The sequence below is a fragment of the Shinella sp. M31 genome (assembly GCF_049199205.1).
GTDB lineage: Bacteria > Pseudomonadota > Alphaproteobacteria > Rhizobiales > Rhizobiaceae > Shinella.
This window is the reverse complement of sequence record NZ_JBLZPH010000129.1, coordinates 1-13425: the sequence shown is the minus strand read 5'-3', so window position 1 is coordinate 13425 and position 13425 is coordinate 1. Positions and strand designations below refer to the sequence as shown.

Here is a 13425-nt window from a genome sequence, read left to right as displayed (position 1 = left end):
TTTTCTTTGCACCAGAGATAGTGAGCCGGATTCAGGCGCCGTATTTCGCCCAGATCGCCTTGCCGCCCATTTTGTCCACCATGGCCCTGTGCGCGATCTCTTCGGCTTCCGTGACCCGCGGCGCCAGAGGGCGCGGGCGGATGCCGAGCGGCTGGATGACCTCATCCTCGTTATCGACCAGCGTCTTGCGGCCGTTTTCCGCCGCACCGAGACCGAGGGCTGCCTGCCGGCCGCCGATCATCTCGATATAGACTTCGGCGAGCAGCTCAGAGTCGAGCAATGCGCCATGATACTTGCGGTGCGAATTGTCGATGCCGTAGCGCCGGCAAAGCGCATCGAGCGAGTTCGGCCCCATCGGATGTTTGCGGCGGGCGAGCGCCAGCGTGTCCGTCACCTTCTCCTGAAGGATCGGCGGCCGGCCGAGCCGCTCGAGTTCGGCATTGATGAAGCCCATGTCGAAGTTGGCATTATGCGCCACCCAGCGGCCCTCGCCGAAAAACTCGAGGATCTTTTCGACCACCTCGGCAAAGGACGGCTTGTCCTTCAGCGATTCGTCCGTGATGCCGTGCACGGCAAGCGCATCGGGATGGACCTTGCGGTCACCCGGATTGATATAGAGATGCAGGGTGCGGCCGGTCGGGAAATGGTTCTCCAGCTCGACGCCGCCGATTTCGATGACGCGGTCGAGCTTGTTGTCGAGGCCGGTGGTTTCCGTATCGAAGATGATCTCGCGCATCAGTCCCGCTCTTCCTTCAAGGTTTCGATCACCTCTTCCACCTGTTTGCGCGCCGCTTCAAGTCCCGCGTCCGTATAGACGATGAAATCGGCACGCTTGCGCTTTTCAGCATCGGGCATCTGGCGGGAGAGGATGAGGGCGAATTTCTCCTCGGTCATGTCGGGCCGGGCGAGCACGCGGCGGCGCTGCGTTTGCGCATCGCAGGTGACGACCACGACCTTGTCGACCCGCTTTTCGCCGCCCGTTTCATAAAGCAGGGGTATATCGAGCACCACGAGGGCCGAACCCTTCTGCCGTTCCATTTCCAAAAAAGCCGTTTCGCGCGCCCGTACCAACGGGTGGATGACCGCTTCCAGCGCCCGAAACCGCTCCGGCGCCTGCGCGAGCGTGGCCGAGAGAACCTTCCGGTCGATCACGCCGTCCTTGAGCGCCTCTGGAAAAAGGGCGACGACCGGGGCCACGGCCTCGTTGCGATAGAGATCGTGCACCGTCGCATCGGCATCATGCACCGGCACGCCGAGATCGCGGAACATTACCGCGGTCGTCGACTTGCCGGTTCCAATCGATCCGGTGAGACCGAGCACGATCATCCATGTTTCTCCATATCCGCAAGGACCAGCCGGCGCAGCGTATCATCCACGGTGGGACGCACGCCGAACCATTTTTCAAAGCCGGGTGCCGCCTGATGCAGCAGCATGCCGAGACCGTCGACCACGGCGAAACCCTGATCGATCGCCTGGCGCAGGATCGGCGTGATCAGCGGCACATAGACGATGTCGGTCACGACGGCGCCGCTTGCCAGCGGTGAGAAATCGAATTCAGGCGCGTCCTCGCCGTCCATGCCGAGCGAGGTCGTGTTGACGAACAGTCCCGCCCCCTTAATCACCTCCGGCAAGGCGCCCATGGCATGGGCATGCACTTTCATACCGAAGCGGTCGGCAAGCGCCTGCGCCCGTGCCACGGTGCGGTTGACCACATGGATTTCACTGATGCCCCGGTCCCGCACCGCCTGGATAATCGCCCGGCTCGCCCCGCCCGCGCCGAGGATCACGGCCCGATCGGTCTTATCCCAACCCGGCGCCGTCGCATCGAGATTGGCGAGGAAACCGTAGCCATCCGTGTTGGTGGCGTGTAGCGCACTGTCCTCCAGCCAGAGCGTGTTGGCAGCCCCGAGTTCCTCGCTCAGCGCATCCGGCCGGTCGGCGAGGTTGAACGCCGTCTCCTTGTGCGGGATGGTGACATTGCCGCCGACAAAGCCGGATTCACCGCTTTTCAGCCGCGATAGGAAGCCGGCGAAATCTTCCGGTGCCACCTCCTGCCGGGTGTAGCATCCCTGAAGACCCAGCACCTTCAGCCAATGGCCATGGATCAGCGGCGAGCGGGAATGTTTGACGGGCCAGCCGGTGACGAAGGCATTTCTTAACAATGTTTCACGTGAATCATGCATCGATGGCACCGAGATCGCGAAGCTTAGCCAGCAGCGGAAGCAGCGGCAGGCCGAGAATGGTAAAATAATCGCCGTCGATCCGCTCGAACAGCTGCACGCCCTCGCCCTCCAGCTGATACGCGCCGACGCTCGCCAGGATCCGGTCGCCGATACGGGCCAGATGACGATCGATGAAGGCATCCGACAGCGGCCGCATCGTCAGATGGGCGATGGAAACATGGCTCCAAAGCGTCTCGCCGTCGCGCACCAGCGCAATGCCGCAGTTCAGGGAATGAGTTCGGCCCGACATGGACGCAAGATGCGATTTCGCCTCGACCATATCGGCCGGCTTGTGAAACACGCGGCCCTCGAGCGACAGGGTCTGGTCCGAGCCGATCACCAGGGCGCCAGGATGGCGGCCCGCGACGTCGCGCGCCTTCTCGATCGCCAATGTCTCGGCGACGTCTTGCGGCGAGGGATTTTGCGCGGCAAGGGCGGTTTCCACCGCGCGCTCATCGATGCGGGCCGCCTCCGTCGTGAAGGCGAGGCCGGCATTTTCCATCAGCATGCGCCGGAAGGGACTTTGCGAGGCAAGGATCAGCGTCATCGATTTCTCCCGATTCATCCTCCCGCGTTACCGGCTCTTCGGGCGAAGAGCAACGATGGCGGCGGCGGTTTCCTCGATGGAGCGGCGCGTGACGTCGATGATCGGCCAATTGTTGCGGGCGCAGAGCGCGCGGGCATATTTCAGCTCCTCGGAAATCTGCGCGCGGTCGATATAGTCGTCACCGCGAAATTCCTGGGTCTGGCCGAGGATGCGGTTCTGCCGCACCTGGGCGATGCGATCCGTCGTGGCGATAAGCCCGACGATCAGCGGCTTCGTCGCCGTCGACAGCCGCTCCGGCAGGGGTACACCAAGCACGATCGGCACATTGGCCGTCTTGATGCCGCGGTTGGCGAGATAGATGCTCGTCGGTGTTTTCGAGGTGCGGCTGATGCCGATCAGGATGACATCGGCTTCGTCGAGATCGGCCGGCAGCTGCCCATCGTCATGATCCATCGTGAAATTCAGCGCTTCGATGCGCGCGAAATATTCCGCATTCATCACATGCTGGGCGCCGACCCGACGACGCGACGGGGCGCCGAGATAGGACTGGAAGAGATCGATGACCGGTTCCAGCACCGAGACGCAGGGAACGCCCATCTCCCGGCAGCGCTGGTCGATGATGTCGGAAAGCTCGCGGTCGACGATCGTGTAGAGCACGATGCCCGGCGCGCCATCGATCGCATCGAGCACCGGCATCAGCTGCTTGCGGTTGCGGATCAGCGGATAGACATGCTCCAGCGCCTGCGAAGACTGGAATTGCGCGGCAGCAGCCCGGCCCGCGGCGATCAGCGTCTCGCCGGTCGAGTCCGATATCAGGTGCAGATGGAAGTAATTTTTCGTGCTTTCCACAATATCCTCCGCGCCCTGTTGATGGACTGGGACAGCGGAGAGCTAAAAGCCGGAGGGGTCCGGACGCAAGGGGATAAGTGGCAAGTTGTCCACAATTGGCGGTTTGCGGGAAAGCGATTCACGCGGCATGTGGATAAGACTCATGACACGGCAAAGTGTCGCGCTTCTCCACAGGCTATCCACAAGATGGGAATTTTCGACCTTGCCAGATCATTCTGATTTCCTTCGGTGAATCCGGTTTTCCGCAATTTGTGGAGGAAAGCGGCAAATGCATTCGCCGTTTTCCCCAGCCCATGGAACAAAGCAGGACTCATGTGGACAGGATTTAATCCTTGATAGTCACCGACTCTAAGAAATAGAAACCTTCTTTAAGAGATTATTTCTTTATTGGGAGAAGCCCACAGTGAGCGCGAAAAGCCGGAAGATCGTCGATGTCCTGAACGGGAAGACGATCTCCCCCCCTCCCCTGTGGCTGATGCGCCAGGCAGGACGCTACCTGCCGGAATACAGGGCAACGCGGGCGGAAGCCGGGAGTTTCCTCGATCTCTGTTATTCGCCGGAACTGGCGACGGAAGTGACGCTGCAGCCGATCCGCCGTTACGGCTTCGATGCGGCAATCCTGTTTTCCGACATTCTCGTCATCCCCGATGCGCTGAAGCGGAATGTGCGCTTTGAAGAGGGTCACGGACCGCGTCTCGACCCGATCGATGCCGAGGGTATCCTCAAGCTGGATGGCAAGGACGTCCTGAAACACCTCCAGCCGGTCATGGAGGCCGTCTTCCGTATCCGCGGCGCCCTCCCCGAGGAAACGACCCTGCTCGGCTTCTGTGGCGCGCCCTGGACGGTTGCGACCTATATGATCGCCGGCCACGGCACGCCCGACCAGGCGCCTGCCCGCCTCTTCGCCTACAGGGAGCCGAAGGCCTTCGCGCATCTCCTCGACACGCTGGCTGAGCTCTCGGCCGATTATCTCGTCGCGCAGATCGATGCCGGCGCCGATGCCGTGCAGATCTTCGATTCCTGGGCGGGGGTTCTCGGCGAGAAGGAATTTTCGGAATTCGCCATCAAGCCCGTCCGGAAGATCGTGGATTCCGTGAAGGCTCGCCGGCCGCAGGCCAAGATCATCGCCTTTGCCAAGGGCGCCGGGCTGTTCCTGAAGACGTATCGCCAGGCGACACGCGCCGATGCGATCGGTCTCGACTGGTCGGTGCCGCTGGCTTTTGCCGCGGAATTGCAGAAGGACGGCCCCGTGCAGGGCAATCTCGATCCGATGCGCGTCGTGGCCGGCGGTGCTGCGCTGGATGAAGGTATCGACGCCATCCTGCAAGCGCTTGGAAACGGTCCGCTGATCTTCAATCTCGGTCACGGCATCACGCCGCAGGCCGACCCCGAGCATGTCACGCGCCTGGTGGCGCGGGTGCGGGGAGACCAGCGATGAGTGAGAAACAGACAGGCGAAAATGCCGGACGCCGGGCGCGGTTGCGCGCGGCCGTCGCGCTCGCGGTTTTTGCCCTGCTCACGCTTCTGCTGATCCTCTATCCGCCCGAAAACCTCTATCTCTGGATCAAGGCGCTGCACATCCTGGCCGTGATTTCTTGGATGGCCGGCCTGCTCTACCTGCCGCGTCTTTTCGTCTATCATACCGACGCACCCAAAGGCTCCGCCCAGTCGGAAACCTTCAAGATCATGGAGGGGCGGCTCTACCGCACCATCATGCAGCCCGCCATGGGGCTTGCCTGGCTGCTCGGGCTCTATCTCGCCTATACCGTCTATGGTTTCCAGGGCGGCTGGCTGCATGCCAAGCTCGCTTTTGTCGTGCTGCTGACGGGCGTTCACCACTATTTCGGCCGCGCCGTAAAAGCCTTTGCCGAAGACCGAAATGAAAAAACCGGCCGCCAATGGCGCATCTGGAATGAGGCGCCGGCGCTGCTGATGGTGCTGATCGTCATCATGGCCGTCGTCAAACCGTTCTGACGCCATTCTTCGCGGCCGAAGCGAGCCTGCTTCGGCCGCAATGCGCGGACCGCGCCGCGACAAAACGGACGAAATGCACGAGGCCCCTTGCGACGGCGCACCGGAACCGCTATTTTCCGCGCATCTCATCTTCATGGCATGTGTATTCGTTCAGTGGACTGCACCGTTTCCCCCGCAGTTCGTCCTTGACCCGCACGCCTTTTCCCATCCCGATATCCCGCAGCATGGACCATTCATGGCCGAAATGAAGCTACAAGACCTCAAGAACAAGACTCCGACCGACCTCCTGGCTTTTGCCGAATCACTTGAGGTCGAAAACGCGAGCACGATGCGCAAACAGGAACTGATGTTTGCCATCCTCAAGATGCTGGCCTCGCAGGATGTCGAAATCATCGGTGAGGGCGTGGTGGAAGTGCTGCAGGACGGTTTCGGCTTCCTGCGTTCGGCCAATGCGAACTACCTGCCCGGTCCCGACGATATCTACATCTCGCCTTCCCAGATCCGCCGCTTCTCGCTGAAGACCGGCGATACGGTCGAAGGCCCGATCCGCGGTCCCAAGGAAGGCGAACGCTATTTCGCCCTTCTCAAGGTCAACACGATCAATTTCGACGACCCGGAAAAGATCCGCCACAAGGTCCACTTCGACAACCTGACGCCGCTCTATCCGAACGAGCGCTTCAAGATGGAGCTGGAGATCCCGACCTCGAAGGATCTCTCGCCGCGCGTCATCGATCTCGTCGCGCCGCTCGGCAAGGGCCAGCGTGGCCTGATCGTCGCTCCGCCGCGCACGGGTAAGACCGTTCTCCTGCAGAACATCGCCCATTCGATCACCGCAAACCATCCGGAATGTTATCTGATCGTCCTCCTCATCGACGAACGTCCTGAGGAAGTGACGGACATGCAGCGCTCAGTGAAGGGCGAAGTCGTTTCCTCGACCTTCGACGAGCCGGCGACGCGCCACGTTCAGGTTGCCGAAATGGTCATCGAAAAGGCCAAGCGTCTCGTCGAGCATGGTCGCGACGTCGTCATCCTGCTCGATTCGATCACGCGCCTCGGCCGCGCCTACAACACGGTCGTGCCGTCCTCCGGCAAGGTCCTGACCGGTGGTGTCGACGCCAATGCCTTGCAGCGTCCGAAGCGCTTCTTCGGTGCCGCCCGCAACATCGAGGAAGGCGGCTCGCTGACGATCATCGCGACGGCGCTCATCGATACCGGCAGCCGCATGGATGAAGTCATCTTCGAAGAATTCAAGGGCACCGGCAATTCCGAAATCGTCCTCGACCGTAAGGTCGCCGACAAGCGCATCTTCCCGGCCATGGACATCCTCAAGTCCGGTACCCGCAAGGAAGACCTGCTGGTTCCGCGCCAGGATCTCCAGAAGATCTTCGTCCTGCGCCGTATCCTCGCGCCGATGGGCACGACCGATGCGATCGAATTCCTTATCGATAAGCTGAAGCAGACCAAGACGAATGGTGACTTCTTCGATTCGATGAACACCTGATTGGTCTCGATCCTTCCGGAATTTCATGGTCCCGCCGCAAGGTGGGGCCATTTTCGTTTAAACGGAAATATCGATTCTTTCCCGAAATGATCCGATTGATTCGGGCCCGTAATTTTGACCGGATGATGCTGTGAGCCAGGATACGATCTTTGCCCTGTCGAGCGGGAGCCTGCCTTCGGGCGTGGCGATCATACGGCTGAGCGGCCCGCACTGCCGATCTGCCGTTGAAGCCATCTGCGGCCGGGTCTCGTCCCCCAGGCACGCTTCCCTCCTACCGATTCGTGATCGAAACGGTTTGCGTCTGGATGAGGGCTTGGTGCTGTTCTTCCCCGGCCCCGCATCCTTTACAGGCGAAGATACCGCTGAACTCCAGATCCATGGTGGTCGTGCCACCGTCAAAGCGGTTCTAGCCACGCTGTCGGACTTGCCTGGTCTTCGCGCCGCCGAAGCCGGTGAATTCTCTCGTCGCGCGTTCCAGAATGGAAAAATGGACCTCGTGGCCGTTGAGGGGCTGGCAGATCTGATCGCCGCCGAGACGGAGATGCAGCGCCGGCTCGCTGCCGAACACGCTTCCGGGCATCTCTCGGGCCTCTACGATTCGTGGGCGAAACGTTTGACGCATGCGCGCGCGATGATCGAAGCGGAGCTCGATTTCGCGGATGAGGAGGATGTCCCTGGTTCGATCGCATCGACGATCTGGCAGGACATGCGGCAGCTGCAGCAGGATATTCTTAACCATCTTTCGGGCAGCCGAGCGGGCGAGATTGTGCGCGATGGTCTGAATGTGGTGATCGCCGGCCCGCCGAACGCCGGAAAATCAAGTCTTCTCAACTATTTAGCGCAGAGAGATATTGCGATCGTCACCGATATCCCCGGAACGACCCGCGATATCCTGCATGTCGATCTGGACCTCGGCGGCTACGCTGTTCGCCTGCACGATACCGCGGGTTTGCGCGAAACCGATGACGTGGTAGAGCGCGAAGGAATCCGGCGAACACAGCAGTCGATCAAAAATGCCCATCTCGTCCTGCTCCTTTCAAGCGAGGCAGATATCGATTGGCAGACCCTTGCGGGATCCCATTCCGGGCCCACCATTCGTGTTCTGACAAAGGCAGATGTTCAGGCGGCCCCTTGGCCGCAGGCTAGCGTCGATGTTATGATCTCGGTGAAATCGGGACAGGGTATGCCGGACCTGTTGGATGCCGTTCGCGCATTCTTACCGGATTTGGAATCCGGCACTGCGCTGTCCTTGCCGACCCGTGAACGGCATTTTTCCAATCTGCAAGAAGCGCGCGATCATATCGAGCGCGCTTTGGCTACGGAAATAGCGGGCTTGGATATTCAAGCCGAGCACCTTCGTCTTGCCGGACAGGCCCTGGGACGGGTGACAGGCAGGGTTGATGTTGAAAATCTTCTCGACGTTATTTTTTCGGAATTTTGCGTCGGCAAATGATTCACGTGGAACAGCACAACGTGCACGAGTCTTACGGGGCGTTTCACGTGAAACAGGTAGGTGAACAGGAATGACCAGAGAACATTATGACGTTGTTGTTATCGGTGGCGGGCATGCTGGCGCTGAAGCAGCCGCAGCCTCTGCGCGTCTGGGCGCGAAAACCGCTCTTGTAACCCACAAAGCCGCGACGATCGGCGTCATGTCCTGCAATCCCGCGATTGGTGGCCTTGGAAAGGGTCACCTGGTTCGTGAAGTGGATGCCCTCGATGGCCTTATGGGTCGGGTCGCGGACCGCGCGGGTATCCAGTTTCGCCTGTTGAATCGACGCAAGGGTCCGGCCGTCCGTGGTCCCCGGACGCAGGCGGACCGGAAGCTTTATCGAGAAGCGATGCAGCAGGAGATCGGTGACATCGCCAATCTTGACGTCGTGGAAGGCGATGCCTTCGACCTCGATATCCGGAACGGAAAGACCGCTGGAATCCAATTGAAGGATGGCCGCCATCTGGCTTGCGATGCAGTTGTTGTCACCACGGGCACGTTCCTGCGTGGCCTCATTCATATCGGAAACGAAAAGATTCCCGCGGGCCGTGTTGGTGAAGAACCGTCTGTCGGACTTTCCGCCACATTCGAGCGCCTGGGCTTGCGTCTTGGTCGCCTCAAGACCGGCACGCCCGCCCGTCTCGATGGGCGGACGATCGATTGGAACGCCGTCGGGCGTCAGGGCGCCGACGACGAACCGGTTCCTTTTTCCTTCATGACGGATCGGATCAAAACGCCGCAGATCGAATGCGGGGTAACCCGCACGACGCCGGAGACGCATCGGATCATCGAAGAGAATATCGGCAAGTCAGCGATGTATTCCGGCCAGATCGAGGGTGTCGGCCCGCGCTACTGTCCCTCGATCGAAGACAAGATCGTCAAGTTTGGCGAGCGCGATGGTCATCAGATTTTTCTCGAGCCGGAAGGCCTTGATGATCCCACCGTCTATCCGAACGGCATTTCGACCTCCTTGCCAGCGGATGTCCAGGACGCATTCATCCGGACCATTCCGGGGCTTGAGAAGGTTACGATCCTTCAGCCAGGTTACGCGATCGAATATGATCATATCGATCCCCGGGAGCTCTCCGCCACTCTGGAAGTGAAAAGCCTGCCGGGACTTTTTCTTGCCGGACAGATCAATGGGACCACGGGCTACGAGGAAGCTGCGGCGCAGGGCCTCGTTGCCGGTATGAATGCCGCACGGCGTGCCGGTGGGCGTGATGGTTATATTTTCAGCCGGACGGAAAGCTATATCGGTGTGATGCTCGACGACCTCACGTCGCGCGGCGTGACCGAGCCCTACCGCATGTTCACCTCCCGCGCCGAATACCGTCTATCCCTTCGCGCCGACAATGCAGACGCGCGCCTGACGCCTCTCGGCATGGAACTCGGCCTCGTGGGTAAGGATCGCCGCAACAAGTTTTCGGACTGGTCCGATGACATGGCATCGGCGCGCGAAACACTGCAAAATCTCAGGCTTTCTCCCAACGAGGCGGCCGCCCATGGATTGAAGCTCAATCAGGATGGCGTTCGCCGAAGCGGATATGACTTGCTCGCCTATCCGGATATCGATTATGCCCGGCTGGTCTCGGTCTGGCCGGAGGCGCTCGGCAGCTATGCTCCGAAGGTGCGGGAAGCGGTGGAAATTGAAGCGGCCTATGCGGTCTATTTGAACCGACAGCAGAACGACATCGTCGAAACACGCCGGGAAGAAGAGCGGAAGATTCCAAACGATTTCGACTTCGGCGCACTTCCCGGATTGTCGATCGAACTGCGTCAAAAGCTTTCGGTCGCGCGACCGGCCAATCTGGCTCAGGCGGCACGGGTCGATGGCATGACTCCGGCGGCGTTGACACTGCTGTTGGTGCATCTTAAGCGCTTGCCGGGCGAAGATCAGGCACAGGTTACTCACGCATGACGAGTCTGCCGCGCGAATTGAACGGTCTGAATGTTTCACGTGAAACGGTCGACCGGTTGAACACATTCGTTGCCCTGTTCCAAAAGTGGGCCAAGGCGATCAATCTGGTGGCTCCTTCCACCCTGGCGGAAGTCTGGCGCCGTCACGTTGCTGATAGCGCGCAGATTTATGCGCTCAACCCCGGCCCGAAAACCTGGGTGGACCTGGGCAGCGGCGGCGGATTTCCCGGTATTGTGACAGGCATTTTGCTCTCCGATACGGGTGCCGGCTGGGTCCATCTCGTGGAAAGCAACAACAAGAAGGCCGCTTTCCTGCGCACGGCGATTCTTGAGACGGGAGCGCGAGCTTCTGTACATGCGATTCGTATCGAAGAGGCTCCGTCAGTCATTGCGGAATGCGATGCGATTTCCGCCCGTGCCCTAGCCGACCTCGATCTTCTGATGGAATTCGGCCTCCCATGGGCAGAGCGTAACCCGGATTTGCGCTTTTTCCTCCACAAAGGCCGGGATTACCGACGCGAGGTCGATAAAGCGCTTGGTCGCTGGAGATTCGATCTGGTAAAACATGCCAGTGTCGTCGAGCCGGATTCCGTCGTGCTCGAACTGTCCAAGCTCTCTCGAAATTCCTAGGGATTATTGGCGGCGTCCATGATAGGTGAAAAAAACCGGATCATCACCATTGCGAACCAGAAGGGCGGCGTCGGCAAGACGACGACGGCCATCAATCTCGCAACGGCCCTTGCGGCAATCGGCGAACGGGTGCTGATCGTCGATCTCGACCCGCAGGGGAATGCCAGCACCGGTCTGGGAATCGATCGCCGCAGCCGCGCACTCTCTTCCTACGACCTGATGGTCGGCAGTCACGGTGTGGCCGAGACAGTGTTGGCGACTGTAGTCCCGAACCTCTCGATCATTCCCTCGACGATGGACCTGCTCGGCGTCGAGATGGAGATTGCCCAGCAGAACGACCGCGTTTTCCGGCTGAAACGGGCACTGGCCTCGCAAGAGGCGTTGTCTTACTCTTACGTGCTCGTCGATTGTCCGCCGTCGTTCAATCTTCTGACGATGAATGCGCTGGCGGCGGCGCATTCCGTGCTCGTGCCGCTGCAATGCGAATTCTTTGCCCTTGAAGGGCTGAGCCAGCTGCTGGAGACCGTCGATCAGGTGCGCCAGACCGTCAATCCGCGGCTTGATATCCAGGGCATCGTGCTGACCATGTTCGACTCGCGCAACAATCTGGCGCAGCAGGTCGTCAATGATGTGCGCACGCATCTCGGCGAAAAGGTGTATCATACGCTCATTCCGCGCAATGTGCGCGTCTCCGAAGCGCCGTCCTATGGCAAGCCGGCCATTCTCTACGACCTCAAATGCGCCGGGAGCCAAGCCTATCTTCAGCTCGCTTCCGAAGTGATTCAGCGTGAAAGGCAGCGAAAGGCTGCCTGATTTCAGTATCCGTGAGTAGAACCGATGAACGATGACAACTCCAAGCGGCGTCTGGGTCGCGGCCTCGCAGCCCTGATCGGTGAAATGGACCAGCTTCCGGCTGCCGATATCGGCGCGCGCCCGTCGGTCAACCCGGATCGGCTCGTGCCCATCGAGTTCGTCGGCCGTAACCCGCGCAACCCGCGCCGTTATTTCGATGAGTCGGAATTGCAGGATCTGGCGTCGTCGATCCGCCAGCACGGTATCGTTCAGCCGGTCGTCGTGCGCACCACGGCCGACAACCGCTACGAGATCATCGCGGGTGAGCGGCGCTGGCGTGCGGCGCAGCTCGCGGGCCTGATCGAAATTCCCGTCATCATCCGGGATGTGGATGACCGTACGGCGCTCGAGATCGCGATCGTCGAAAACGTCCAGCGTTCGGACCTCAATCCGCTCGAAGAGGCGATGGGCTATGAGCTGCTGATCGCCGATCACGGCTATACGCAGAACGATCTCGGTGAAATTATCGGCAAGAGCCGCAGCCATGTGGCAAACAGCCTTCGCCTGTTGAAGCTGCCCGAGCCGGTCCGGGACATGCTGGCGTCCGGTACGCTTTCGGCCGGACATGCCCGCGCCCTTATTCCCACATCGGATCCGATCGCGCTTGCCAAGGCCGTCGTTGCCAAGGGCATGTCGGTGCGCGATGCGGAGCGGCTGGCGCAGAACGACATCAAGGCACAGAGCGACCCGAACCACGGCCAGGCGGCGCCGAAGGACGCGAAGGATGCGGATACGCTGGCGCTGGAGCGCACGCTGTCCGACGTGCTAGGTCTCGATGTCACCGTGAACCACAAGGGCACCGGCGGCGGTCAGCTCAGGATCGCCTACAAGACCCTGGAGCAGCTGGAAGAAATCTGCCGGCTTCTTGAGCGCCGCTGAACGATGATAACAAAGCCGGCTATTTAGCCGGATTCAACGCTTCGCGGATTGCAGCACGGTTGCCAGCATCGTCTGCATGGCGATCGTATCCTCCAGCGAGGCGCGCTGGCGGCTTTGCAGGATGGCGCTTTGCAGGCGCTGGGTTTCCCGGCGGATGGCCGGCCCGGTCCAGGTTTTCAGGGCGCTTTCCACGAGCGGCTTGCGGCGAAAATGCAGGTGGCGGCCCAGCGTCGCGATGACCTGGCCGGCGGGCGCCCGCTTTTCATCCATCTCGGCACGCATGATTTCCAGCAGCTGAAACTGTCGCAGGCATCCTTGCAGCACGAGGAAGACCGGTGTTTTCGACGAAACGATCTTCTGGATGGCGTGTAGAAAGCCCTCGCGATCGCCCTTGAGAATGGCGTCGATGGCATCATCGGTCGAGATGGCGCTCGCATCGCCGACGATCTCCTCGACGTCCTGCTCCTCAATGACGTCCCGGCCACGGCAATAGAGCGCCAGCTTGCGCACTTCGTTGCGGGAAGCCAGGCGGTCGCCGCCGATCGTCTCCATCAGGCGGTCG

14 protein-coding genes are annotated in these 13425 nt (G+C 60.6%); 8 read left to right on the top strand and 6 right to left on the bottom strand.

Annotated features, from left to right (window positions below):
• Positions 1-31: 31 nt before the first annotated feature.
• Genes dnaQ through ACOZKU_RS20280 form a run of 5 tightly spaced genes read right to left on the bottom strand, consistent with a single transcriptional unit; the run spans position 32 to position 3618 of the window.
• Positions 32-736 carry a DNA polymerase III subunit epsilon gene (dnaQ, locus tag ACOZKU_RS20300; protein WP_314094744.1) on the bottom strand — a complete coding sequence of 235 codons (705 nt, stop codon included), beginning with the start codon at positions 734-736 and terminating at the stop codon, positions 32-34.
• Positions 736-1326 carry a dephospho-CoA kinase gene (gene coaE, locus ACOZKU_RS20295; protein ID WP_421580386.1) on the bottom strand — a complete coding sequence of 197 codons (591 nt, stop codon included), beginning with the start codon at positions 1324-1326 and terminating at the stop codon, positions 736-738. Before coaE ends, dnaQ begins: the two co-directional genes overlap by 1 nt.
• Positions 1323-2183 carry a shikimate dehydrogenase gene (locus tag ACOZKU_RS20290; protein WP_421580385.1) on the bottom strand — a complete coding sequence of 287 codons (861 nt, stop codon included), beginning with the start codon at positions 2181-2183 and terminating at the stop codon, positions 1323-1325. The genes coaE and ACOZKU_RS20290 overlap by 4 nt, the downstream gene beginning before the upstream one ends.
• Positions 2176-2769: a Maf-like protein gene (locus ACOZKU_RS20285; protein WP_421580384.1), complete on the bottom strand. Its 594-nt coding sequence runs from the start codon at positions 2767-2769 to the stop codon at positions 2176-2178. Before ACOZKU_RS20285 ends, ACOZKU_RS20290 begins: the two co-directional genes overlap by 8 nt.
• A gap of 27 nt (positions 2770-2796) precedes the next feature.
• On the bottom strand, positions 2797-3618 hold the full coding sequence (locus ACOZKU_RS20280; protein WP_314094738.1) for a pyruvate, water dikinase regulatory protein: 822 nt from the start codon (positions 3616-3618) through the stop codon (positions 2797-2799).
• Positions 3619-4021: 403 nt separating this feature from the next.
• Here ACOZKU_RS20280 and hemE point away from each other — a divergent pair, with 403 nt between their 5' ends.
• The 8 genes from hemE to ACOZKU_RS20240 all read left to right on the top strand — a co-directional run bounded on the left by hemE (position 4022) and on the right by ACOZKU_RS20240 (position 12863).
• Entirely contained in the window at positions 4022-5056 is a 1035-nt protein-coding gene (hemE, locus tag ACOZKU_RS20275) for a uroporphyrinogen decarboxylase (RefSeq protein WP_421580383.1), read from the top strand.
• Positions 5053-5592, top strand: a complete 540-nt coding sequence (gene hemJ / locus ACOZKU_RS20270) for a protoporphyrinogen oxidase HemJ (RefSeq protein WP_421580382.1) — start codon at positions 5053-5055, stop codon at positions 5590-5592. Before hemE ends, hemJ begins: the two co-directional genes overlap by 4 nt.
• Positions 5593-5827: 235 nt before the next feature.
• Entirely contained in the window at positions 5828-7093 is a 1266-nt protein-coding gene (rho, locus tag ACOZKU_RS20265) for a transcription termination factor Rho (RefSeq protein ID WP_117371985.1), read from the top strand.
• A 130-nt stretch (positions 7094-7223) separates the two neighbouring features.
• A complete protein-coding gene (gene mnmE, locus ACOZKU_RS20260) occupies positions 7224-8546 on the top strand; it encodes a tRNA uridine-5-carboxymethylaminomethyl(34) synthesis GTPase MnmE (RefSeq protein WP_421580381.1) in 1323 nt (440 codons plus the stop codon).
• 70 nt (positions 8547-8616) lie between these two features.
• Positions 8617-10503 carry a tRNA uridine-5-carboxymethylaminomethyl(34) synthesis enzyme MnmG gene (gene mnmG, locus ACOZKU_RS20255; protein ID WP_421580380.1) on the top strand — a complete coding sequence of 629 codons (1887 nt, stop codon included), beginning with the start codon at positions 8617-8619 and terminating at the stop codon, positions 10501-10503.
• Positions 10500-11132 (top strand): 16S rRNA (guanine(527)-N(7))-methyltransferase RsmG, encoded by a 633-nt coding sequence (gene rsmG, locus ACOZKU_RS20250; protein WP_421580379.1) that lies wholly within the window; start codon positions 10500-10502, stop codon positions 11130-11132. Before mnmG ends, rsmG begins: the two co-directional genes overlap by 4 nt.
• Positions 11133-11150: 18 nt before the next feature.
• Positions 11151-11945 (top strand): ParA family protein, encoded by a 795-nt coding sequence (locus tag ACOZKU_RS20245; protein ID WP_314094726.1) that lies wholly within the window; start codon positions 11151-11153, stop codon positions 11943-11945.
• Between the two features lie 24 nt (positions 11946-11969).
• The gene (locus ACOZKU_RS20240; protein WP_421580378.1) at positions 11970-12863 is read left to right on the top strand and encodes a ParB/RepB/Spo0J family partition protein; all 894 of its coding nucleotides are present in this window, start codon (positions 11970-11972) and stop codon (positions 12861-12863) included.
• A gap of 33 nt (positions 12864-12896) precedes the next feature.
• Here ACOZKU_RS20240 and holA read toward each other — a convergent pair.
• The coding region (gene holA, locus ACOZKU_RS20235; protein ID WP_421580377.1) for a DNA polymerase III subunit delta at positions 12897-13425 on the bottom strand (529 nt) is incomplete at its 5' end.